We start from the raw sequence: 22,698 nt of genomic DNA on the forward strand, positions 1-22,698 counted from the left end.
CCCCTCCGGCGGGCGTACGCCGAGGGCTCAGCGCAGCGACCGGAACATGGCGCGCACGTCCTCGACCAGCAGGTCGGGCTCCTCGAGGGCGGCGAAGTGACCGCCCCGGGGCATCTCGGTCCAGTGCACGACCCGGTCGGTCTGCTCGGCCACGCGTCGGATCGGGCGGGCGATGTCGTGGGGGAAGACCGCCACCCCGGTCGGCACCGTGGAGGGCCGCGGGACCGACCCGTGGCCCGCCTTCCGGGCCTCGAGGTAGAGCTGCGCGGAGGACCCCGCGGTGCGGGTGAACCAGTAGATCGAGACGTCGGTCAGCAGCCGGTCCCGGTCGACGGCGTCCTCGGGGAGGCCGTCGTTGTCGGTCCACTCGCGGAACTTCTCCACGATCCAGGCCAGCTGGCCGACGGGGGAGTCGGTCAGCGCGTAGGCCAGGGTCTGCGGCCGCGTGGACTGGATGCTGCGATAGCCCGATCCCTCGCGGGCGAACCGGCGCAGCTCCTCCACGCGCTCCCGCTCGTCGTCGGTGAGGTCGTCGGGGTCCAGGTCGACGCCGCGCTGGAGCAGCATGTTCAGGTGCACCCCGACCACGTGCTCGGGGTCGGCCAGGCCGACCTCGCGGGCGATCGTGGAGCCCCAGTCGCCGCCCTGCGCGGCGTAGCGGTCGTAGCCCAGCCGGGCCATCAGCGTCGCGAACGCGGCCCCGATGCGGGCGGGACCCCACCCCGGCTCGGTCACCGGGCCCGAGAACGCGTAGCCGGGGATGGAGGGGGCCACCACGTGGAAGGCGTCGCGCGCGTCGCCGCCGTGGGCGGCCGGGTCGGTCAGCGGCCCGATCACGTCGAGGAACTCCACCACCGACCCCGGCCAGCCGTGGGTGATCACCAGTGGGAGCGCGTCGGGCTCGGGGGAGCGGGCGTGCAGCAGGTGCACCCGCTGGCCGTCGACGGTGGTGAGGAGCTGGGGGACCTCGTTGAGCCGGCGCTCCTGGGCCCGCCAGTCGAAGTCGTGCTCCCAGTACGCCGCGAGCTCGCGCAGGTAGCCGCCGGGCACGCCCCGCACCCAGTCGGCGTCCGGCGACTCGGCCGGCCACCGGGTGGCGGCCAGCCGCGACCGGAGGTCGTCGAGGTCGCCCTGCGGCACGTCGACGGTGAAGGGCACCAGCGCCGTGGGGTCCTCGCTCATGCGCCCGCGGCCCCCTCCGCGACGTCGGCGTCCATCTCGGTCACGAAGGCCTTCTTGACCCGGCGCCAGGCCTCGTCGGTGAAGTCGCGGCGCCAGTAGGGCGAGCACGACATCTGGGACCGGGTCAGCCCGCGCTCCCCGAGCAGGTGGGCCCGCAGCGCCCGCACCTCGACGGCCTCGCCGTGGACGAACGCGTGCACGCGACCCTCGGGGAAGGTCGTCGCAGCGACCGCGGCCAGCAGGTCCTCGCCGGTCTCGCGGTGGCACCAGACCAGGTCGAGGTCGGCGGCGGTGTCCAGGGCTAGCTCGTCGGCCGGGCCGTCGCACAGCAGCCGCACCACCGCCCGGGCGCCGGCGGGCAGGACCTCCAGCGAGGCCGCGATCGCCGGCAGGGCCGACTCGTCGCCGACCATGAGGTGCCAGTCGGCCCCGTCAGCCCCGTCGGTGCCGGTGTCGGGCCGGTACCCGCCGCTGGGACCGGAGAAGACCAGCACGTCGCCCGGTGAGGCGGCCGCCGCCCACGGGCCGGCCACCCCGGTGTCGCCGTGCACCACGAAGTCGATGGTCAGCTCGCTCGTCGCCGGGTCCCAGTGACGCACGGTGTAGCGGCGTCGCACGGGCCGGGTCTCCGCGGGCTCGGCGTCCCGGACGGCGGCGGGGTCGAAGACCTCGGCGTACGCCGCCCCGGCCGGCCGGAAGGCGAGGTTGACGTAGGCGTCGGTCGCCGGGACCGCCTCGAAGGAGTCGAGGTCACCCCCGCCCAGGACGACGCGGACCAGCTGGGGGACGGGGCGGGAGGTCCTCCGGACGACGGCGTGCACGGTCCCGAACCTAGTGGTCGCGGCCCAGCGAGAGCCCGGTGAGCTCCTCGGACAGGGTCCACAGCCGGGCGGCCTGCTCGGGATCGGTGGCCCAGTCGGCCACCCCCACGCGGTGGCGGCCCGCGGAGTCGACGGCGACGTCGCAGTCCTCGCAGTAGACGCCGCCCTTGCCGTCGAGGTCGCTGGACGTCGCGGCCCAGACGGTGGTCGCGGCGCCCTGCTCGACGTCCTTGAAGCCCTGGCCGATCTCGCGGCCGTCCTCGTCGATCCAGCCCAGCGCGACCATCTCCTCGCGCGGCAGGTGACGCTGGAGCGGCGTCAGGATCCCGCCGGGGTGGACCGAGAACGCGCGCACGCCGTGCTCGGCGCCGAGCCGGTCGAGGTGCACCGCGAAGAGCGCGTTGGCCGTCTTCGCCTGGCCGTACGCCGACCACTTGTCGTAGTCGCTGGTCCACATCGGGTCCTCCCAACGGATCCCGCCGCGGTGGTGGCCCGCCGAGGACAGCGCGACCACGCGTGCGCTCCTCGAGGCCACCAGTGCCGGCCACAGGCGGACCGCGAGCGCGAAGTGACCCAGGTGGTTGGTGCCCAGCTGGGCCTCCCAGCCGGGACCGACGCGGGTCTCGGGGCAGGCCATGATCCCGGCGTTGTTCACCAGCAGGTCCAGGGAGTCGTGCGCGGCCAGGAAGCGCGTCGCGAAGGCGGCGATCGAGGCCTGGTCGCCGAGGTCGAGCTCCTCCACCTCCACGCCCTCGAGACCCTCCAGCGCCTCGCGCGCCACGTCGGGCCGCCGCGCCGGGACGACGACGCGGGCACCGGCGCCGGCCAGGGCCCGGGTGGTCTCCAGGCCGATGCCGGAGTAGCCCCCGGTCACGACCGCGAGCCGGCCGGTCAGGTCGACGCCCTCGAGCACCTCGGCGGCGCGGGTGTCGTGGCCGAAACCGCTCGGGACGGGCTGCTGCGGGGTGCGTGCGTAGGTCATGGGGCCGAACCTAGCCCTCCGCTACGACAGGCAGGAGTGGGCGAGCTCGCGCTCGGGGACCACGGGCAGCGCGGCCGGGGCACCGGCAGGCGCGGGCGCGTCCGGCGAGGAGGGCCCGGCGAGGCGGCGACGCAGGACGGCGTACAGGACGGGGGTGGTGGAGAGCCCGGCGATCAGCAGCGTGATCAGCCCGACGTGGTCGGCGACCACGGGGATGCCGCCGAAGAGGTAGCCGCCGCCGAGGGTCAGCAGGGTCCAGGCGACCGCCCCGACCAGGTTGTACGCCGAGAAGCGGCGCCGCCCCATCGAGCCGACCCCCGCGACCACCGGCGTCATCGTGCGCGCGACCGGCACGAAGCGGGCCAGCACGACCGCCTTGGGCCCGTGCCGCTCGAAGAAGCGCTGGGCGTGGCCGACGTGGCGCGGGGACAGCAGTCGCGACCCCTCGCGGGAGAGCACCCGGGGGCCGAACCGGCGCCCGACGAGGTACGCCGTCTGGTCACCCAACGCGGCCGACAGGGCCACCACCACCAGCGCGACCGCGACCGGGACCCCCATCACGCCCGAGGCGATCAGGACGCCGGCGGTGAGCACCACGGTGTCCCCGGGGATCAGGAAGCCGACCAGCAGCCCGGTCTCGGCGAAGGCGACGAGGGCGAGCACCACGAGGGACCACGGACCCAGGGCGCCGAGGGCGCCCACGAGGGCGTCGGTCACGACCGGGCCCCGCGACGGGCGGAGGTGGGAGTGGAGGTGCTGGTTCGGGCGGGCACGGCCTCAGCCTGGGGGCGCCCGCTGGGTGCGGGGTGCTGCGGGGCTGTGGTCTGGCTGTGGGTCACGGGGGCTCAACACCGGCGGGCCGCTGGTGCTTCCTGACCGCGACGTCCCCCGGGTCACACGGCCCTGGTCGCGGGCCTGGTCGCAGGCCTGGTCGCGGCCCTCCGGGGCGGGGCGTGACCCGGAGGGCCCCTGCCGCGTTAGAGGTATGACACCTAACGCATGATTGGTCCAGATTTGCGGGTCACCTACCCGGGGGGTCGACGTGAAGGACGCACACCACGTGCCGATGCCGGACCAGCGCGCCCCGGAACGGGTGGCGACCGGGGACGCGGGGCCGGCCGACCCGCTGCCGGACGAGGGGGCCGAGCGCTACCGCTCGCTGTTCACCCACCACCCGCACGCGGCGTTCTCCCTCGACCTGGACGGGCGGTGCACCGACGCCAACGCGGCGGCCGGGGAGCTCTGCGGTTACGGCCCGTCGGACCTGACGCGGATGTCGTACGCCGACGTGATCTGCCCCGAGGACCTGCCCGAGGTGCGCGCGGCCTTCGACGACGTCGTCCGGGGCAGCACGCGCCGGCTCGACGCCCACACCCGCCACCCCGACGGCCGACGCCTCGACGTGCGGATCACCGCGGTCCCGGTCGTCGTCGGCGGCCGGGTGGTCGGCGTGCACGGCATCGCCGAGGACGTCACCGACGCCAACCGGCTGCGGCGCGAGCTCGAGGCGGCCCGGCGCACGGCGGAGCGCGCGGACGCCGCCAAGTCGCTGTTCCTGGCCAACATCAGCCACGAGGTGCGCACGCCGCTGACCAGCGTGCTGGCCGCCACCGAGATGCTCGACGACCTCGGTCTGGAGGACCCGGCCGGCCACCTCGTCTCGAGCATCGACCGGTCGGGCCGTCGACTCCTGCGCCTGGTCAGCGACCTGCTCGACTTCTCCCAGCTCGAGCGCTCCGGCCTCGAGCTGGTCGAGGAGGAGCTGCGCCTGCGCCGCGTGCTGGCCGAGACCGTCGCGCCGCTGGCGCAGGAGGCCGCCGACCGGGGGCTCGAGCTGGTCTGGGAGATCGACGAGACCGTGCCCGACCGCTGGTGGGGCGACGCCTTCCGGATCTCCCAGGTGCTCGCCAACCTGCTGCAGAACGCCGTGAAGTTCACCGACCGCGGCAGCGTGCGCCTGGTCGTCCGCCACGACCAGGACGTCCTGCGCTTCGACGTGCGCGACACCGGCTCCGGCATCGAGCTCAACGCGGTGCACTCCCTGTTCGAGCCGTTCACCCAGGTCGATCCCTCGGTGACCCGCACCCACGGCGGCGCCGGCCTGGGCCTGGCCATCTGCCGCGACCTGGCCTCGCTGATGGGTGGCTCGCTCCAGGTGTCGAGCGAGGTGGGCGTGGGGAGCACGTTCTCGCTGGTGGTCCCGCTCAGGCCTGCGGTCGACCGCTAGCGCCGGTCCTCACCCCAGGACGAGCCGGGCGACCATCTCGCGACGGCTGCCGACCCCCAGCTTGGCGAAGACGTTCTTGAGGTGGTCCTGCACGGTGTGCGGGGACAGGAACAGGGCCGCGGCGATCTCCCGGGTGTCCGCGCCCCGGAGCACGAGCAGCGCGACCTCCTCCTCGCGGGTGGTCAAGCCGTGCGCCGCCAGGGCCAGCCGTCGCAGCTCCCCGCGGGGGACGGCCTCGACGCTCACCACCACCTCCCTGCCTGGTCGGCCGTCGGCGGCCAGGGGCGCGGCGCGCAGCGCCAGCCACCGGCCGCTGCGGCCCTGGGTGCGGGCCTCGAACGGTGCGCCCCGCGTGCGGGTGGTCGCTACGACGTGCAGCAGGGACGCCGGCAGCGAGCCGTGGTCGAGGCCGCCCAGGTCCTCGACGGCTGCGGTGGCCGCGAGCGTCTGGTGCAGGGCCCGGTCGTCGGCGCCCACGATCAGGACGGCGGGGCCCGTCGGGTCCCCGGCGGGGCGGTCGTCGGGGTCCGCCGACGCGTCCTCCGGCGGGGTCGTGGCGCCGAACAGGCTGCGCTGGACGGCCACCACGACGCTGTCGAGCAGGCCGCTGACCTGCTCGACGTCTCGCGCGTCGAAGGGCGGGTCGCCGGGGCCGCGGTAGATCCCGAGCGCGGCCCAGCACACGCCCCGACTGGTGAAGGCCGCGCGCAGCTCGTCGGTGAACCCGAAGCGGGGCGCCATGAACTCCCGGTGACGCCGGCACGTCTCGGGGTGGCCCCCGGTGTCGAGCGAGAGCGCGGCCACCGCCGGGCTTCGTCGGGCGACGTCCTCGAACTTGTTGACGTCGGGCGGGCCGTACTCCGAGGCGGCGAACTCCTCGTCCCCCACGCCGAGCGACCGGGTCTTGGAGGCCCAGGTGACCACCCCCGAGGCCGGGTCGGTGGTGGCGAAGCAGGCGAAGGTGTGGAGGACGTGGTGCGCCAGGGCGGCGTACGTCGCCTCCGCGACCGCGACCCGGTCCGCACCGGGCGGCAGCAGCTGCCGGAACCGCTCCTCCAGGGTGCGGGTCGTCGTCACCATGGCACCATCGTGACCCCGACCGGCGTCCGTCGGAAAGGGTGGCGGGCCAGATCCCCAGGTTTCTGGGATGGTCCGGGACCGCCCGCTCGGCCGAGGCTCGTGGTCATGGAAACCCGGACGCAGCACCTCCCCCAGCAGCCGCAGCCCGCGGCCTCGACCACGCCGACCACCACGCCGGCCCCCACGCCGATCCCCACGTCGGGACGGGCCTCCCGCCCGCTGCTCGACCCGACCTCGACCCACGCGCACTCCTCGCGGTGCTGGTGGGACCACCTCCGACCCGGCTGGGTCTGCGCCGCCGACGGTGCGGACGCCGGTGCGCCCCCCGCAGCCGGGTCCGCGCCGTGCGGCGTCGACGTGCGCGACATGCTCGTCGTGCACACCGCGATGCTGCGCGAGCTGCGGCTGCTGCCGGCCGCGGTCCGCTCCGTCCCGGACGGCGACCGCCGCTCGGCCCGCCGCGTCGACGGCCACCTGCGCCTGGTCGCCGCGCTGCTCCACCACCACCACGAGGGCGAGGACGAGCTGCTCTGGCCGGTGCTGCGACCCCGGCTGACCGACGACGAGGTCGACCTGCTCGACCTCGCCGAGGCCCAGCACGTCGCCATCGACCAGGGACTGGGCGTGGTCGAGGCCGCTCGGCGCGCCTGGGTGCGCACCGCGTCGACCGCCGACCGCGACCACCTCGCCGACGTGCTCCAGGAGCTCTCGGAGCTGCTGGTGGAGCACACCGAGGCCGAGGAGCGCCAGCTGCTGCCCCTCGTCGCGCAGCGGCTGACCCCGGCCGAGTGGCACGCCGTGGGTGAGGCCGGGGCGGCCAGCGTGGCGAAGAAGGACCTGCCGCTGGTCTTCGGGATGTTCGCCTACGAGGGCGACCCCGAGGTCCTCACCGCGATGCTCGCCTCCGCCCCGGCCGTGCCGCGCCTGGTGGTGCCGCGGATCGCCCCGCGGCTCTACGCCCGGCGCGCGGCCCGGGTCCACGGCACCCGGACGCCCTGACCACCTGCCCTGCCCCGCCCGGCCGCCCGGGCGACCTCCGCTCGACCCGACCCCACCTTCCTGAGGAGACCTGACCCATGTCCACCACGCACACCCCCGTCCCCGTCCCGACCCGTGACCGCGCCTCGAAGCCCGTGGTCCCGCCGCCGGGGCACCCCGTCACCCTGCTCAACCAGCGCTGGTGCGCAGCCTTCAACGCGGGCGACGTCGCGACGTTGATGTCGACGTACGAGACCGACGCCGTCCTCGTGCCCGGCCCGGGCGCACCGCCCGTCCGTGGTCACGCGGCGATCGAGGAGGCGCTGCGGGGGTTCCTCGGCCTCGGCGGCACGCTGTCGTTCACGCCGCGGTTCTGGCTGCTGGCCGGCGACGTCGCCCTGGGCAGCCTGGAGTTCTCGATGGCGGGCGGTCACGACCCCGAGGGCAACCCCGTGCCGCTGGCGGGGGTGACGTCGGAGGTGGTGCGGCGCCAGCGCGACGGCTCGTGGAAGTACGTCGTGGACCACCCGTTCGGCGGGTCGCACTGACGCCGAGCCCGACACCGGATCGACCCCGGGCCGCGACGGTCCGGGGTCAGTCGTCCCAGCCGGCGAGCACGACCTTGCCCACGGCCCGGTGGGAGGCGACGAACTCGTGGGCCTCGCGCACGTGGGCCGCGGTGATCGACCGGTGCTCGGTGTCGGGGGCGACCGTGGTGCGCAGGGTGCCGTCGTCGACCAGCCGGGCGACCTCGGCGAGCAGCTCGCCCTGGAAGTGCATGTCGTCGGTCTCGAACATCGAGCGGGTGAACATGAACTCCCAGTGCAGCGAGCCCGACTTCTGCTTCAGCGGCGCGATGTTCAACCCGCCCTCGGGATCGTCGATGACCGCGATGCGCCCCTGCGGTGCGAGCGCCTCGACGAGCTGCTCGTAGTGCTCGTCGGTGTGCGTCAGCGCCGCGACCAGCTCGACGTGCTCGAGGCCGAGCTCGCGCAGCTGCGGCACCAGGTCGCGGGAGTGGTCCACGACGTCGTGGGCGCCCAGCTCGCGCACCCACTGCTCGGACTCCGGCCGCGACGCCGTGCCGACCACGCGCAGGCGGGTCAGGCGGGTGGCGAGCTGCACCAGGATCGAGCCGACCCCACCGGCCGCGCCGACCACGAGCAGGGTCTGACCCTCGCCGCCGTCGCGCGCGACGCCGAGCCGGTCGAAGAGCAGCTCCCAGGCGGTGATCGTGGTCAGCGGGAGCGCCGCGGCCTGGGCGGCGTCGAGGCTGCCCGGCTTCCTCGCGGCGATCCGCTCGTCGACCAGGTGGAGCTCGCTGTTGGCGCCGGGGCGGACCAGCGAACCGGCGTACCAGACCTCGTCGCCGGCCGCGAAGCCCTCGACCTCGGCCCCGACCTCGCGCACCACGCCCGCGACGTCCCAGCCGAGCACCTTGACGTCCTGGCCCTCACCCGGTCCCTCGCGCCCGATGATCTTGGTGTCGACCGGGTTGACCGACACCGCGCGCACCTCGACCAGCAGGTCGCGGGGTCCGGGGGTCGGGTCGGGCAGCTCGACGTCCTCGAGCTGGCTGGCGTCTCCGGGGGCTCGGTAGCCGATGGCGCGCACGGGCGTCTCCTCTGGTGCGGGGGTGAGGCGCCCAGCAAAGCAAACGCCCGTACGCCGGGCCACCCGACGCCTCGCGCCCCCGCCGTACGCCGCCCGTCAGCCACCCTCCGGGACCAGCGAGCAGGGTCGAGACCGGCCACCTTGTCGGCCGATCGGTGACCTTGTCGGGTGAACGTTCGGCCGACAAGGCGACTGATCCCCGGTTAGCCGGGGAAACGTCGGCCCCCGGTCAGGGCACCAGCACCCACCGCGGGGCAGCCCGGCCGGCGGCGGTCTCGACCCAGGCGGTAGCGATCTCCGAGAGGGGGACGACCTGGTGGGCCACGGCGGCGAGGCCCTGGGCCGCCAGCGACACCACGGCGGTGAGGGCCTCGGCCCGGCGGGCGGGGGTGAGCGCGTTGTTGGTGTGGCCCATCAGCGTGATCGAGCGGCTGCGCAGCAGCGCCGAGGAGACGGTGGCGGTGTCGCCGGCCGACCCGCCCAGGTTGACCAGGCGTCCACCGTCGGCCATCGCGCCGAGGGCCGCCTCGGCCACCGGACCGAAGACCGGGTCCAGGACGACGTCGACCGGCCCCTGGGCAGCGTCCAGGAGCGCAGCCGTCAGCGCCTGGGAGTCCCCGCCCGCGTCGGCGGTCGTGACGACCGCGTCGGCGCCGGCGGTCCGGGCCCGGGCGGCGGACTCCTCGCCCCGGCAGACCCCGACCACGCGCGCCGCTCCCAGGGCGCGTGCCGCTGCGACTGCGACCTGTCCGACCGCACCGCCGCAGCCGAGCACCACGACCCGGTCGCCCGCCCCGACCCGCGCCCGCCAGGCCAGGCTCGCCCACGCCGCGACGGAGGACAGGCCGAGCGCGGCCAGGGCGGCGTCCCCGACGACGTCGGCGTCAGCGGGGAGTCGGACCAGGTCCTCGTCCGGGACGGCGCACCGCTCGGCCAGGCCGCCGTCGCCGGGCGCCATCCCGGCGCTGGTGGCGAAGAAGACCCGCTCGCCCACCGGCACGGTCTCGGAGCGCTCGACGACACCGACCCCCTGCACCCCGGGCACGTACGGCGTCGCCGGCCGCCCGAAGTACGACGTCCCCGAGGCGCACAGCACGTCGAGGGGCACCACCGGGGCGGCACCGACCCTCACCAGGGACCGTCCCGGGCCGACCACCGGGTCGGGTCGGGTGCCGAGCTCGGGTGTCGTGCCGGGCTCGAGGAGGACCGCGGCCCGCACGTCAGGTCGCGATGTCGGGGTAGGGCAGGGACAGGTGCGCGAGGGCGGCGCCGTAGGCCTTCTGGTACTCCAGCGGTCCGTGGTCCCGCTCGAAGAGCGCGATGAACAGCGTCAGCGTCAGGAACGGGTGCGCCCCCAGCTCGAACAGCGCCACGTGGTCGTGCCCGGCCAGTGCGGCGCGCTCCTCCTCGGTGAAGGCCTGCCAGGTCGACTGCTCGGGCGTGGTGCAGGAGAGCAGGCGGTTGGCCACCTCGCGCTCCCACCACGCGACGGTGCCGACCGGGTCCTCGCGGTAGCGCTCGACCAGCTCGGGGTCGCGGTCGACGGTGAAGAGGAACTTGTCTAGGAGGTACTTGGTCACAGCAGCGCTCCCTCGGGGTACCAGGTGAAGTAGGCCTCCATCGTGTGGAAGAGGTCCAGGCTGTCGACGTGGTCGGCGCGGACGCCCTCGCCCGCGACCCCCATCATCAGCATGAAGTCCATGAAGCCGTGGGTGGCGTTGCCCGGCAGGTGCAGGCTGTCCAGCGTCACCTCGGCCAGGCAGCCCTCGATGTCGCCGGAGGCGATCCAGTCCACGGCGCGGCGGTCGAACTCGGGGTCGGGCCCGTGCTCGCCGAACTGGCGCGGTCCGCCGAGCTCGAGGGAGAGGTGGCCGGTCCCGATGATCGCGACGCGCAGGTCCTGGGGCCACGACTCGACCAGCTGGCGGATGGTGCGCCCCAGCTGCACGAACCGCTTGGGCTGCGGCAGCGGCGGCGCGAAGATGTTGGTGTAGATCGGCACGATCGGCAGGTCCGCCTCGGGGCGCAGCGTGATGATCGGGCACGTGATGCTGTGGTCGATGCGCAGCTCGTTGCTGAACGCCAGGTCGAAGTCGGCGTCCAGGCCGTGACGCAGGATGTGTGCCGAGAGGTCCTCCTGGCCCGCCAACCTCATCCGCGGGAGGCCGAACTCGCGCTCCTCGTTGTAGAAGTTGGCGTCGAAGAAGGGCGCCTTGCCGACCAGGAACTGCGGCATGTTGTCCAACCAGAGCTGGTGGAAGTGGTCGCTGCCGACCATCACCAGGACGTCGGGCCGGGCCCGGGTCAGGGTCTCGCGGAACGCCTCGATCTTGGCGACCCACTCGTCGGCGAACGGAGGTCGGTCGGACCCGGTCGCCGTGCTGGCGCGGTAGTAGAACGGGTGGTGCGTCGAGGCGATCACGGCGCAGACGGTGGCCACGTCGGCTCCTTCCAGGGACGGGTCGGGGGTGCGGGCAGGGCGGGGGCGGGAGGGTCAGGCGTCGGGGTCGACGTACGTCGCGTTGCGGTCGACGGTGAGGTAGATGTCGCTCGCGATCGGGCGTCGGCGCTCCTCGGCGAGCTGACCGAGCAGACCGGCGGCGCGGGCGAGCAGGGCGAAGCCGCGGAGCAGCTCCACGGGCAGGCCGAGGTCGGCGAGCGCGGCCCCGCAGACGCCGGCCCCGTTGAGCGGCAGCTGCCGTCCCAGGACCTCGGCGTGGGTGCGACCGATCGCCTCGAACAGCCGGAGGTGGGGGCCGCGCAGTCCCTCCTCCTCGGCGATCCCGATCAGCACCGGCGTGCGCGGGTCGCCCTGCTTGTGCACCGGGTGTCCCAGGCCGGGGACGAAGCGCTTGTCCTCGCGGGTGCGGCGCACGGCCTCCAGGGCGAGCGCGTCCCACTCCTCGTCGGTGCTCGGCACCGGGCTGCCGGACGCCTCGTGGCGGGTGAGCACCTCGTGCAGGTAACCGCCGCAGTCCTCGGTGACGCCCAGGAAGCGCGAGCCCCCGCCGAGCAGCCCCGCCGCCATCGCGCCCTGGAGCGAGTCGGGGGCGGAGAGGTAGGTGACCCGGGCGGCGATCGCGGTCGGGGTGAACCCGTGGTCGGCCAGGGCCACCAGGACGGCCTCGAAGACCCGGGTCTCCCCGGCAGTGGGACGGCGCATCGCGACCAGCCAGAAGGCGAGCTCGCCGAAGCCGACCTTGCCCATCAGGTCGGCGGTCAGGTCCTGGCCGAGCAGCCCGATGCTCTCGGGGGTGGAGGTCCCCAGCGAGGTGGGGAACTCCAGGCCGTCGATCTCGTGGCTCATCGGGGGTCCTCCTGCTCGGTGGTGGGGGTCGCGAGCCAGGCGCGGATCTCCTCGCCGTGCTCGTCCAGCACCGGCGGTGGCCGCCGGTAGTCGGGGGAGGTCCGGGAGAACCGGATCGGGTTGCGCACCGAGGGCACGGCCCGGTCACCGTCGCCGACCTCCACCACGGGATCCAGGCCGACCTTCTCGGCGAAGGCGACCCCGCCGTCGAGGGAGTTGATCGGGCCGCAGGGGACGCCGGCGCCGATGATGTCCTCGAACCACTCCATCGCGGTGCGGGTGCGCAGCCGCTCCACCAGCAGCGGGCGGAGCAGGTCGCGGTTGACGGTGCGCTCCTCGTTGCGGGCGAAGCGGGGGTCGTCGGCCAGCTCCGGCACGCCGAGCACCTGCACCAGCTTGCGGAACTGCCCGTTGTTGCCGGCGGTGACGATCAGGTCGCGGTCGGCGCACGGGAGCGGTTCGTAGGGGAACAGGCTGGGGTGGCTGTTGCCCATCCGGTGGGGGACCACGCCGCCGGCCACGAACGCGCTGCTCTGGTTGACCATCCCCGACAGCGCCGAGGACAGCAGGTTGACCTCGACGTGCTGGCCCCGTCCCGTCTCGGCACGGTCGTGCAGGGCGGCGAGGATGCCGATGCTGGCGTGCATCCCGGCCATCACGTCGAAGATCGAGATGCCCGCGCGGAAGGGCTCCCCGTCGGGTGAGCCGGTCAGGCTCATCAGCCCCGAGATCGCCTGCACGATCAGGTCGTAGCCGGGGAGCTTGGACCCCTCCTCGCTGCTGCCGAACCCGCTGATGGAGGCGTAGACGACACCGGGGTTGGTCGCCGCGACGGTGTCGAAGTCCAGGCCGAAGCGGGTCAGGCCCCCGGGCCGGAAGTTCTCGATCACGACGTCCGCTCGCCGGGCCAGCTCGCGCGCGGCGGCGTTGTCCTCGGCGTCCTTGAGGTCGAGGGCGATCGAGCGCTTGTTGCGGTTGACCCCGAGGAAGTACGTCGCCACGCCGTCGCGCACCGGCGGCGTCCAGGTGCGGGTGTCGTCGCCGGCCGGTCCCTCCACCTTGACGACCTCCGCCCCCAGGTCGGCCAGCAGCATCGTGGCGTAGGGGCCGGCGAGGATCCGGGAGAAGTCGGCGACGAGCAGGCCGGCGAGCGGACCGCTGGAGGACGGGCGCGGGGTCTCCCCGGTGGGCAGGGTCATCGAGGCCTCTCGGGTGGCACCTCACCAGGCGGACGCATGTCCGGCGTGGAGGCGGGTCGGTCCGTCAGTCTCGCCAGGCGGCCGAGCGGTGTCAAGAGCGGGGACTGCGGCGCACACGGCCCTTGACGTGTGACCGGTCTCACCAGCAGGGTAGGAAACATGTCCGCCCACCGGACGAACGTCCGTGATGATCAGGAGAGCCCATGAGCACCGTCCCCGTCGAAGGTCAGCCCGTCGTCCTGCGGGGCGGCACCGTGATGACCATGGACGACCAGCACACCGTCCTGGAGGGTGCCGACGTGCTGGTCGTCGGCGACCGGATCGCCGAGGTCGGCGTACGGCTGGACGTGCCGGAGGGGACGCACGAGATCGACGCCACGGGCGGGATCGTGATGCCGGGCATGATCGACACCCACCGGCACATGTGGCAGACCGCGATGCGCGGCTACGGCGCCGACTGGACCCTGACGCAGTACTTCGTCTGGTACTACCTCGAGCACGGCAAGGCCTTCCGCCCCGAGGACGTCGCCGCCGGCAACCGGCTCTCGGCCTGGGACGCGATCGAGGCCGGCGTGACGACCACGGTCGACTGGTCCCACGGGCTCCAGACCGTCGACCACGCCGAGGCGGCCGTCGAGGCGCTGGGCTCGGTGCCGGCCCGGTTCGTGCTGGCCTACGGCAACATCCAGGCCGGCCCCTGGGAGTGGGCGACCGACCCGGCCGTCCGGGCGTTCCTGGAGCGCCACCGCGGCAGCGACACCCTCGGCCTGCAGCTGGCCTTCGACGTCACCGGTGACCCGGCCTTCCCCGAGAGAGCCGCCTTCGAGGTGGCCCGCGAGCTCGGTCTCCCGGTCACCACCCACGCCGGGGTGTGGGGCGCCACCAACGACGACGGGATCCGGCTGATGCACGACCACGGCTTCATGACACCCGAGACCGTCTACGTGCACGCCGCGACCCTGAGCACCGACTCCTACCACCGGATCGCGGCCTCGGGCGGGTCCGCGTCGGTGTCGACCGAGTCGGAGCAGAGCGCCGGTCAGGGGTACCCCCCCACCTGGCAGCTGCGCCGCCACGGCATCGACGTCTCGCTCTCGATGGACACCAGCGTGTGGTGGAGCAGCGACCTGTTCTCGGCGATGCGCACGACCCTGGGCGCCGACCGGTCTCGCGAGCACCTGGAGGCCCACGCCCAGGGCGACACGGTCACCAACGTGCACCTCCGGGCCGAGCAGGTCGTCGACTGGGCCACCCGTGGTGGGGCGCGCGCCCTGGGCCGAGACGACCTCGGCTCGCTGGTCGCGGGCCAGAAGGCCGACGTGGTGCTGCTCCGCAACGACCGCTCTCCGGTCTCGTTCCCGCTGCTCAACCCCTACGGCCACGTGGCCTTCCAGGCCCAGCGCGGGGACGTCCACACCGTGCTGGTCGACGGTCGCGTGGTGAAGTCCGACGGCGTGCTCGTGGGGTACGACGCCGCCGCCGTGCGCGCCGAGGTCGACGCGACCGTCGAGCACCTGCGCTCCTCCATGGGCGAGGAGGTGTGGGCCGCCGGGATGAACCCGGAGCTGCCCGAGGGCGACGAGGTCCTCGACAACCCCTACCAGTACACCGACTACAAGTCCCAAGCCACGCACGGCGCCCGCGGCAGCGTGTTCGGGGAGCCCGGCTCGGGCACCCGCACGGACTCGTAGGCTCGCCCGGACGCCGACCAGGCGCGGACGACGAGGAGGCAGTGGTGGCAGGACGCGGACAGGGTCCGGACTTCGTGGAGGCGCTCGCCCGCGGGCTGGACGTGCTGTGCGCCTTCGACGCAGCGCACCGGGCGATGACCCTGACCGAGGTCGCCGCCGCCACCGACCTCGCCCGACCCACCGCACGCCGGCTGCTGCTGACGCTGCAGGAGCTGGGCTACGTCCGCGGCTCCGAGGGCCGCTTCGAGCTGACCCCGCGCACGCTGGAGCTGGGGATGAGCTACGTCGGCGCGCTCGGTCTGTGGGAGGTCGCCCGGCCGCACCTCGAGGCGCTGGTGCGGCGTACCGGTGAGTCGTCGTCGATGGCCCAGCTCGACGGGTCCGACATCGTCTACGTCTCCCGCGTCTCGGTGCCCAAGATCATCACCCTGCGGGTGGAGATCGGCACCCGCTTCCCCGCTCCGCAGACGTCCCAGGGCAAGGTGCTGCTGGCGGCGCTGGACCCGGAGCGCCTCGACGCGGTCCTGGCCCTGCCCAGCCGCTCCGGCCTGCCGCCCTACATCGGGCGCAGCGCCGAGGAGCTGCACGAGGAGCTGCGGGAGGTGCGCGCCCGCGGCTGGGCGCTGGCCGACGAGGAGCTGGCACCGGGCGTCCGATCGGTCGCCGTGCCGGTGCGCGACGGACGCGGGCTGGTCCAGGCCGCCATGAACGTGACCGTCCACGCCGCCGAGACGACCACCCGGACCCTGCTCGACGACCACCTGCCGCAGCTGCTGCGCACGGCCGGCGACGTCAGCCTGGACTGGTCGCGCTGGCAGTCCCGTCCGCACGTCGACGTCGGGTCCGCCTCGCCCGGCCAGGCCTCCTCGGCCTGATCGACGGAGCGGGCCGGCCGGCGTACGACGGGCCCCGGCGTACGTCGAGACCGGCCACCTTGTCGGCCGATCGGTGACCTTGTCGGGTGAACGTTCGGCCGACAAGGCGACTGATCCCCGGTTAGCCGGGGAAACGTCGGCCCCTACGGCTTGAACACCACCTTGATCGTCCCGTCGGTCTTCTTCTGGAAGCGCTCGTAGGCCCCGGGGGCGTCGGCGAGGGGGACCTGGTGGGTGGCGAAGGACTCGACGCCGAGCGGGTCGGCGTCGTCCAGGAGCAGCGGCATGATGGCGTCGCTCCACTTCCTCACGTTGGCCTGGCCCATCCGGAGCTGGAGCTGCTTGTCGAACATCGTGAGGATCGGCATCGGGTCGCTCTGGCCGCCGTACACGCCGATCAGCGAGACCGTGCCACCGCGGCGCACGGCGTCGATGGCGGTGTAGATCGCGCTCATCCGGTCGAGCCCGGCCTTGGCCATGATCCCGGCCGAGAGGCGCTTGGGCAGGGCGTTGAACAGCTTCTGACCCATCTCGGCGACCGGGGACCCGTGGGCCTCCATGCCGACGGCGTCGATGACGGCGTCGGCGCCGCGGCCGGCCGTGCGGGAGCGGACCTCCTCGCCGATGTCGTCGACCTCGCGCATGTCGATCACCTCGGCGCCGCGGGCGCGCACGCGCTCGAGCCGCTCGTCGACGCGGTCCACGCCGATGACCCGCAGGCCCCGGTGCAGGGCGATCCGGGCGGCCATGTCGCCGATCGGGCCGAGGCCGAGGACCAGCAGGGTGCCGCCGTCGGGGGTGTCGGCGTACTCCACGGACTGCCAGGCGGTCGGCAGGACGTCGGAGAGGAACAGGAAGCGCTCGTCGACCGGCCCGTGCGGGACCTTGATCGGCATGAACTGCGCCTGCGGGACGCGGAGCAGCTCGGCCTGGCCGCCGGGGACCTCGCCGTAGAGCTTGCTGAAGCCGAACAGCGCCGCGCCCATCCCCTGGTCGCGGACCTGGGTGGTCTCGCACTGGGTGAACAGGCCGCGCTCGCACATCCAGCAGTGGCCGCAGCTGATCTGGAAGGGGATCACCACGCGGTCGCCGACGGCCAGGTCGCCGGTCTCGGGGCCGACCTCCTCCACGATCCCCATGGGCTCGTGGCCGAGCACGTCGCCCTGGCCCATGAACGGGCCGAGGGTCTCGTAGAGGTGCAGGTCGGAGCCGCACAGGCCGCTGGAGGTGACGCGGATGATCGCGTCGGTGGGCTGCTCGATGCGGGGGTCGGGGACGTCCTCGACGCGTACGTCGCGCTTGCCGTGCCAGGTGACTGCCTTCATGGGGTGCTCCTCCTCATCGGACGGCCGAGCTGGCCGTCGACGACCCGGGGAGGTACCCCTGTGCAACTGGCACAACCCTCACCCGCTCGGGTGGGGCGCCGCTTCCACCCCTGGAGGGGGGTTGCGCCGAGGTCGTGCGGGCAACGGGGCACCCATGACCTCTCTCTGGCTGGCCGACGCGGCCCCGGTCCCGGACGACCCGATGACGGACGGGGAGCACGACGTGGTCGTGGTGGGTGCCGGCCTGACCGGGCTGACCACGGCGCTGCTGCTGGCCCGGGCCGGGCGCGGCGTGACCGTGCTCGAGGCACGCAGCGTGGGTGCCGTCGCGACGGGCAACACCACCGCCAAGCTGTCCGCGCTCCAGGGCACTCACCTCTCCCGGGTGCGGTCGCACCACTCCCGCGGGATCACGCGGGCCTACGTCGACGCCCAGCTCGAGGCGGTGGCGTGGCTGCTGCGGTTCTGCGGCGACCACGACGTGCCGGTGCAGCGGCGTACGGCGTTCACCTACGCGGCCGCGCCGTCCGAGGTCTCCACCGTCGAGCGCGAGCACGCCGTGGCGCAGGAGGCCGGCCTGCCGGTCGCGTGGCACCCCGACCTCGACGTCCCGTTCCCCGCCCACGGCGCGACGGGCCTGCCCGACCAGGCGCAGTTCGACCCCATGGACCTCCTGCACGCGCTGGTCGACCAGGTCCGGTCCCACGGCGGTCGGCTGCACCAGGGGGCGCGCGTCGTGCGCGTCCACGCCGACGGCGGCGTCGAGGACGGACCCCGCCTGGAGCTCGCCGACGGCACCGCCCTGCGGGCCCGCGAGGTCGTGCTGGCCACCGGGGCGCCGCTGCTGGACCGGGGGCTGCACTTCGCCCGGGTCGAGGCCCAGCGCTCCTACGGGCTGGCGTTCCGCACCACGCCCGAGGCAGCCGCGCCCGAGGGGATGTTCCTCTCCGCCAGCTCGGACTCGCGCTCGGTCCGCGACGCGCCCCGGGGCGAGGAGCGGCTGCTCGTCGTCGGCGGCAGCGGGCACGGCGTCGGCCGGGTGCGCTCCGAGCTCGAGCACGTCGACCGGCTGCGGTCGTGGACCCGCGCGCACTTCCCCGGAGCAGTCGAGACCCACCGGTGGTCGGCCCAGGACTACGCCCCGGCCGACGCGCTGCCCTTCGTCGGGCCGGTGCCGCGCGGGGGGCGGCACCTGCGGATGGCGACCGGCTACGAGAAGTGGGGGATGACCAACGCGGTCGCCGCCGCCCTCACCCTGACCGGCCAGATCCTCGGCTCCGAGCCGACCTGGGCGCGCACGCTGGCCACCGCCCGGCTGAGCCCCCGCGGCGCCCTCGAGCTGGCCCGGATGCAGGCCGGCGTCAGCGCCTCCCTGGGCCTCGGCGTCGCCCGCGGCACCCTGCGCCCGACGCCCCGCGACCCCGGTCCCGGCCAGGGCGGCGTGGGCCGTGACGGCGTGCTCCCGACCGGCCGCTCCCAGGACACCGCCGGACGCACGTGCGCCGTGGTCGGCGTGTGCACCCACCTCGGCGGGATCTTGTCCTGGAACGACGCCGAGGAGACCTGGGACTGCCCCCTGCACGGCTCCCGGTTCGCTCCCGACGGCGCGGTGCTCGAGGGCCCGGCGACCCGGCCGCTGAAGCGCCGGGAGTAGGTCCGGGTCGGCGGCGGGTCGGCAGCGGGCCGAACCGGGCGGCGTACGGCGGGGGAGGTGGTCGGCCGATCGGTGACCTTGTCGGGTGAACGTTCGGCCGACAAGGTGACTGTTCCCCGGTTAGCCGGGGAACAGTCGCTCCCCTCAGGCAGCCTTCCCGCTCCGCCGGGACGCCAGGTCGAACGCTGGCCCGACCAGCCGGTCCCAGACGGCCGGGGCGGCCCGGAAGGCGCCGATCATGGCGTAGTTGAGCCAGGCGGTCTGGGACTCCCCGCGGCGGGAGCCGACCTGGGCCAGGATCGCCCGGGCGGCGCGCTCGGGGCTGATCGTGGGCGGCGGCGGGGCGTTGACGCCGCCGGCGGAGTCGAGTGCGTTGGCGTAGATCGGGGTGTCGACGCTGCCCGGCGCGACGTGGCTGATCCGCACGTGCGGCAGGTCGATGTTCTCGATCCGCAGCTGGCGGGCCAGGGCGCGGACACCCCACTTGCTCACGACGTACGGCGTCATCTCGGGCACGTTGACGTGGCCCAGCAGCGAGCCGACGATCACCAGGTCCCCGCGCTCCTGCTCGCGCAGCACCGGGACGACGTGGCGGGCGACGGCCGCGGTGCCGAGCAGGTTGGTCTGCACGACCTGGGTGAAGTCCTCCTGGGAGGTGGTCTCGGTGCGGCCGTAGGTGACGATCCCGGCGCAATGCAGCACCGCGTCGATCCGACCGTGCTCGGCCAGGACGGCGTCGACCATCCGCTCGACCGCGGCGTCGTCGCCGACGTCGGTGGCCACCACCTGGGTCGAGGCCGCGCCACGCGCCTCGCACCCGGTGGCCACGTCGTGGAGGGTGTCCTCGTTGCGGGCGACCAGGACCAGGTGGTGGCCCCGCTCGGCGGCGAGGAAGGCGGTGGCCTCCCCGATGCCGCTGGAGGCGCCGGTGACGACGACGACCTGCTCCTCGGGTCGGGTGCGCAGCATGCTCATCGGGTGGCTCCGTTCGTGGGGACCGCGCGGCGGTCCGGGTGGGGGGTGGGGTGTGGGGCGTCCGTACGGTGGGGCGCATGAGCGAGCCGAGCCCGTCCCCCCACCCGTCCGGGCACCAGTCGCGCTCCGTGGTGGTGGTGGGGGCGACGTCGGGCATCGGTCTGGCGACCGCCCAGCTGCTCTCGGCCCGCGGTGACCGGCTGGTGCTGGTGGCCCGTGATGCGGGTCGGCTGCGCGAGGTGGCCGCGACCCTGCCCGGTCCGGTCGAGGTGGCCGTGGCCGACGTGACCGACGCCGACCAGGTGGAGGCGGCGCTCGAGGCGTGCGTGGCGGCGTACGGACGTCTCGACGCGGTGATCACCTCGGCCCAACCGATGGCCTACGGCACCGTCGAGCAGGTGCCGGCCGCGGTGCTGCGCCGGATGACCGACGTGGCCGTGCTCGGCACCTCCCACCTGGCGCAGGCGGCCCTGCCGCGCTTCCGCGCCCAGGGCGGCGGTCACCTGGTGGTGGTCAACTCGCTGCTGGCCGAGCTGGCGGTGCCCGCGATGGGCGCCTACTGCGCGGCCAAGGCCGGCCAGCTGGCGCTGGTCCGCACCCTCCAGGTGGAGGTCCGTCGCGAGCCCGGCGTGCACGTCAGCCTGGTGCTCCCGGGGGCCATCGACACCCCGATCTACCACCAGGCCGCGACGTACGCCGGCAGCCGCGGGTCCGCCCCACCGCCCGTCATCTCGCCCGCCGCCGTCGCCGAGGCCTGCGCCGGGTGCCTCGACCGGCCCCGCCGGATGGTGCACGTCGGTGCGGTCAACCGGCTCGCGGTGACCGGCTACCGCTTCCTGCCGGCCGTCTACGACCGCCTCGCACCCTTCCTGGTCGACCGCGTGGTGCTGCGCGGGCCGGAGGCGGGGACCGACGAGGGCAACCTCTTCGAGCCCACGCCGGCGGGGGAGTCGCTGCGCGGCGGCTGGACGCTCACCGGCCGCCTGCGACGCCCCGGCTCCCGTCGGGCGCACTGGCGCCGCGGGGTTTAACAAAAAGTCGAACACATTGTTGAGGTTACCCTGGATGGACCTCTTCACACGCCCCTGAGGGGTTCAGCCGGCGTCCGGCTCCTGCGCGGGTCGTCGCTCCGTCGTACGCCGGTGGGCCACCCACCACGCGGTCGAGCAGGTCAGCGCCGCGACCACCACGAACCCGACCACCACCTGCACGGGCTCGACCCCGTCGCCGTGCGCCTCCCCGGCCCGTGCCAGCGCCGCGCCGATCGCGGCGACCAGCGCGGCCGCCCCCAGCCCGCACCACGGCCCCCACCGGCCGGCGACGTCGGTGGCGACCCGACCCGCCAGCGCCAGGCCGCCGAGCAGCACGACCACCGGGATCCCGTTGTCGAGCCAGCCGGGCAGGTTGACCCACTGCAGCGCCCCGGCCGTCACGACGGCCACCAGGGCGCTGCTGATCACCAGACCGAAGCAGGCCAGGGCGCCGGTGACGACCGCCCCGACCCGGGTCGGTGGTCCCGCGGCCCGGCCGAGGTCGGCCCGGGCGGGGACCTGTCGGTCGCGGCTCACGAGACCCCCACGGTGTCGAGGAAGAAGGACAGGTAGCCCGCGGTCAGGCGCTGGGCGTCCCCGAAGTGCGCCATCGTCTGGCGGTAGGCGCCGGCGTCGGCCGGGTCGTCCGGCGGCGGCTGCGCGCTGTCGAGGATCAGCTCGGCGGCCCGGTGCGCGCACTCGTCGACCCAGCCGCGGGTGTGCGAGCTGGACCACTCGTCGCCGCCGTGACCGGTGCGGACCCGGAAGTCGGTGCGGTAGATCCCGCCGCGGTCCACGGCGTACGCCGACTGGTGGGCGACCACCCACTCCTCGTAGGCCCGGTGGTCGGGGACGTACGGCGAGGCGTGCGGCGGCGCGCAGGCGTCCTGGACGAGGTGGGTCGCCGCGCCGAGGTGGTACGCCGCCCGGTCGTGGTCGCCGGCCTCCCACGCCCGGACCGCGATCGCGAACTGCTGCTCGGCCCAGGTCGCGCCGGACGTCCCCGCGATCAGGCCCTTGCCCGAGTGGGTCCACCAGTTGAAGAAGTGGTCGGGCATGAACCGGCGCTTGAGCACCCGGTCGGCGTCGCGCGACCCCGTCTGCACCCGCCACAGCAGGCTCCGGTGCCGGGTCGACCCGGCGACCAGGGGTGCGCTCGGGTCCTGGGCGGTCAGGGCCGCGGCCTGGGACGCCCGCCCGTCGGCCCGCAGGATCCGCACCCCCTGCTGGAGCAGGAAGGCGTGGGTGTCCGCGGCGACCACGACACCCCCGCCGGCCACCATCCGCGGGTCGGTGGGGGCCGGCTCGTCGACCGACCAGGCGCCCGCCCCGGCGACGGTCCCGCCGACGGTGGCCAGGGCCGTCACCGCGCCGGCGAGCGCGGCGGCGCCCCGGCGTCCGGCCTCCAGCGCCAGCCAGCAGGTCGCGGCGAGGGTGGCGAGGGCGACCGGCAGCACGGCCAGCGGCTCCGGGGCGACCACGTGCAGCGCGAGCGCACCCGTCGGGACAGCGGCGAGCACCGCCAGGGTGCGTGCGGTCCCGCGCGGTCCGGGCGCGGCCACGGCCGCGGCGAACCCGGTCAGCAGCGAGAGCGGGGCGGCGGCCGCCCCGGCGCACGAGGCCGCCAGCAGGCCCGCGGCGGAGGTACCGACCGCCGCCGGCAGGGCGTACGCCGCCCCCACGCGCTGCACCATCCGGCCTCCCCGTGTCCCGAACCGCCCGCTCGCGAGCCGGGTCCCGAGCGGGCCCCATCATCG

22 protein-coding genes are annotated in these 22,698 nt (G+C 74.6%); 7 read left to right on the forward strand and 15 right to left on the reverse strand.

The genetic code is table 11. The features are described 5' to 3' along the window. Positions 1-27: 27 nt before the first annotated feature. The 4 genes from ACYVDA_RS02100 to ACYVDA_RS02115 are packed head-to-tail and all read right to left on the reverse strand — an operon-like array spanning position 28 to position 3,702. A complete protein-coding gene (locus ACYVDA_RS02100) occupies positions 28-1,182 on the reverse strand; it encodes an epoxide hydrolase family protein (RefSeq protein ID WP_460814495.1) in 1,155 nt (384 codons plus the stop codon). Then, entirely contained in the window at positions 1,179-2,003 is an 825-nt protein-coding gene (locus ACYVDA_RS02105) for a siderophore-interacting protein (protein WP_460814497.1), read from the reverse strand. Before ACYVDA_RS02105 ends, ACYVDA_RS02100 begins: the two co-directional genes overlap by 4 nt. Positions 2,004-2,013: 10 nt before the next feature. Further along, a complete protein-coding gene (locus ACYVDA_RS02110) occupies positions 2,014-2,985 on the reverse strand; it encodes an SDR family NAD(P)-dependent oxidoreductase (protein WP_460814499.1) in 972 nt (323 codons plus the stop codon). A gap of 21 nt (positions 2,986-3,006) precedes the next feature. After that, a complete protein-coding gene (locus ACYVDA_RS02115; protein WP_460814501.1) occupies positions 3,007-3,702 on the reverse strand; it encodes a DedA family protein in 696 nt (231 codons plus the stop codon). A 325-nt stretch (positions 3,703-4,027) separates the two neighbouring features. Between ACYVDA_RS02115 and ACYVDA_RS02120 the strand changes: the two genes are divergently transcribed. Then, a complete protein-coding gene (locus tag ACYVDA_RS02120) occupies positions 4,028-5,212 on the forward strand; it encodes a PAS domain-containing sensor histidine kinase (RefSeq protein WP_460814503.1) in 1,185 nt (394 codons plus the stop codon). Positions 5,213-5,221: 9 nt separating this feature from the next. Here ACYVDA_RS02120 and ACYVDA_RS02125 read toward each other — a convergent pair whose 3' ends face one another. Continuing rightward, positions 5,222-6,292, reverse strand: a complete 1,071-nt coding sequence (locus ACYVDA_RS02125) for a helix-turn-helix transcriptional regulator (RefSeq protein ID WP_460814505.1) — start codon at positions 6,290-6,292, stop codon at positions 5,222-5,224. A gap of 105 nt (positions 6,293-6,397) precedes the next feature. Between ACYVDA_RS02125 and ACYVDA_RS02130 the strand changes: the two genes are divergently transcribed. Together ACYVDA_RS02130 and ACYVDA_RS02135 are read left to right on the forward strand one after the other, a co-directional pair. Continuing rightward, positions 6,398-7,291 (forward strand): hemerythrin domain-containing protein, encoded by an 894-nt coding sequence (locus tag ACYVDA_RS02130; RefSeq protein ID WP_460814507.1) that lies wholly within the window; start codon positions 6,398-6,400, stop codon positions 7,289-7,291. A gap of 77 nt (positions 7,292-7,368) precedes the next feature. Next, a complete protein-coding gene (locus tag ACYVDA_RS02135) occupies positions 7,369-7,818 on the forward strand; it encodes a YybH family protein (protein ID WP_460814509.1) in 450 nt (149 codons plus the stop codon). 46 nt (positions 7,819-7,864) lie between these two features. Here the strand turns inward: ACYVDA_RS02135 and ACYVDA_RS02140 are convergent, their stop codons facing one another. From ACYVDA_RS02140 to ACYVDA_RS02165, 6 genes are all read right to left on the reverse strand, one after another. Continuing rightward, on the reverse strand, positions 7,865-8,884 hold the full coding sequence (locus ACYVDA_RS02140; RefSeq protein ID WP_460814511.1) for a zinc-binding alcohol dehydrogenase family protein: 1,020 nt from the start codon (positions 8,882-8,884) through the stop codon (positions 7,865-7,867). 229 nt (positions 8,885-9,113) lie between these two features. Further along, on the reverse strand, positions 9,114-10,103 hold the full coding sequence (locus tag ACYVDA_RS02145; RefSeq protein WP_460814514.1) for a zinc-binding dehydrogenase: 990 nt from the start codon (positions 10,101-10,103) through the stop codon (positions 9,114-9,116). Position 10,104: 1 nt separating this feature from the next. Then, positions 10,105-10,464, reverse strand: a complete 360-nt coding sequence (locus ACYVDA_RS02150; protein ID WP_460814516.1) for a hypothetical protein — start codon at positions 10,462-10,464, stop codon at positions 10,105-10,107. Further along, positions 10,461-11,324, reverse strand: coding sequence for a DODA-type extradiol aromatic ring-opening family dioxygenase (locus ACYVDA_RS02155; RefSeq protein ID WP_460814518.1), 864 nt, complete (start codon positions 11,322-11,324; stop codon positions 10,461-10,463). The genes ACYVDA_RS02150 and ACYVDA_RS02155 overlap by 4 nt, the downstream gene beginning before the upstream one ends. A 54-nt stretch (positions 11,325-11,378) precedes the next feature. Further along, complete coding sequence (locus tag ACYVDA_RS02160; RefSeq protein WP_460814520.1) at positions 11,379-12,191, reverse strand: citryl-CoA lyase; 813 nt, start codon at positions 12,189-12,191, stop codon at positions 11,379-11,381. Continuing rightward, complete coding sequence (locus ACYVDA_RS02165; RefSeq protein WP_460814523.1) at positions 12,188-13,390, reverse strand: CaiB/BaiF CoA transferase family protein; 1,203 nt, start codon at positions 13,388-13,390, stop codon at positions 12,188-12,190. The genes ACYVDA_RS02160 and ACYVDA_RS02165 overlap by 4 nt, the downstream gene beginning before the upstream one ends. A 203-nt stretch (positions 13,391-13,593) precedes the next feature. Between ACYVDA_RS02165 and ACYVDA_RS02170 the strand changes: the two genes are divergently transcribed. Then, the gene (locus ACYVDA_RS02170; protein WP_460814527.1) at positions 13,594-15,081 is read left to right on the forward strand and encodes an amidohydrolase family protein; all 1,488 of its coding nucleotides are present in this window, start codon (positions 13,594-13,596) and stop codon (positions 15,079-15,081) included. Positions 15,082-15,125: 44 nt separating this feature from the next. Continuing rightward, complete coding sequence (locus ACYVDA_RS02175; RefSeq protein ID WP_460814530.1) at positions 15,126-15,956, forward strand: IclR family transcriptional regulator domain-containing protein; 831 nt, start codon at positions 15,126-15,128, stop codon at positions 15,954-15,956. Positions 15,957-16,099: 143 nt separating this feature from the next. Here the strand turns inward: ACYVDA_RS02175 and ACYVDA_RS02180 are convergent, their stop codons facing one another. After that, positions 16,100-17,281: an alcohol dehydrogenase catalytic domain-containing protein gene (locus ACYVDA_RS02180; protein WP_460814533.1), complete on the reverse strand. Its 1,182-nt coding sequence runs from the start codon at positions 17,279-17,281 to the stop codon at positions 16,100-16,102. Between the two features lie 154 nt (positions 17,282-17,435). On the opposite strand from ACYVDA_RS02180, the gene ACYVDA_RS02185 reads away from it, so the two are divergent. Next, the gene (locus ACYVDA_RS02185) at positions 17,436-18,935 is read left to right on the forward strand and encodes an FAD-dependent oxidoreductase (RefSeq protein WP_460814537.1); all 1,500 of its coding nucleotides are present in this window, start codon (positions 17,436-17,438) and stop codon (positions 18,933-18,935) included. Positions 18,936-19,079: 144 nt separating this feature from the next. On the opposite strand, the gene ACYVDA_RS02190 is transcribed toward ACYVDA_RS02185, so the two are convergent. Further along, positions 19,080-19,910, reverse strand: a complete 831-nt coding sequence (locus ACYVDA_RS02190; protein WP_460814540.1) for an SDR family NAD(P)-dependent oxidoreductase — start codon at positions 19,908-19,910, stop codon at positions 19,080-19,082. A 77-nt stretch (positions 19,911-19,987) separates the two neighbouring features. Here ACYVDA_RS02190 and ACYVDA_RS02195 point away from each other — a divergent pair, with 77 nt between their 5' ends. Then, positions 19,988-20,941, forward strand: a complete 954-nt coding sequence (locus ACYVDA_RS02195) for an SDR family NAD(P)-dependent oxidoreductase (RefSeq protein WP_460814543.1) — start codon at positions 19,988-19,990, stop codon at positions 20,939-20,941. 63 nt (positions 20,942-21,004) lie between these two features. Here the strand turns inward: ACYVDA_RS02195 and ACYVDA_RS02200 are convergent, their stop codons facing one another. Beyond that, complete coding sequence (locus tag ACYVDA_RS02200; RefSeq protein WP_460814545.1) at positions 21,005-21,478, reverse strand: hypothetical protein; 474 nt, start codon at positions 21,476-21,478, stop codon at positions 21,005-21,007. Then, complete coding sequence (locus ACYVDA_RS02205) at positions 21,475-22,635, reverse strand: hypothetical protein (protein ID WP_460814549.1); 1,161 nt, start codon at positions 22,633-22,635, stop codon at positions 21,475-21,477. The genes ACYVDA_RS02200 and ACYVDA_RS02205 overlap by 4 nt, the downstream gene beginning before the upstream one ends. Positions 22,636-22,698 lie beyond the last annotated feature (63 nt).

This window comes from Nocardioides korecus (genome assembly GCF_054778395.1).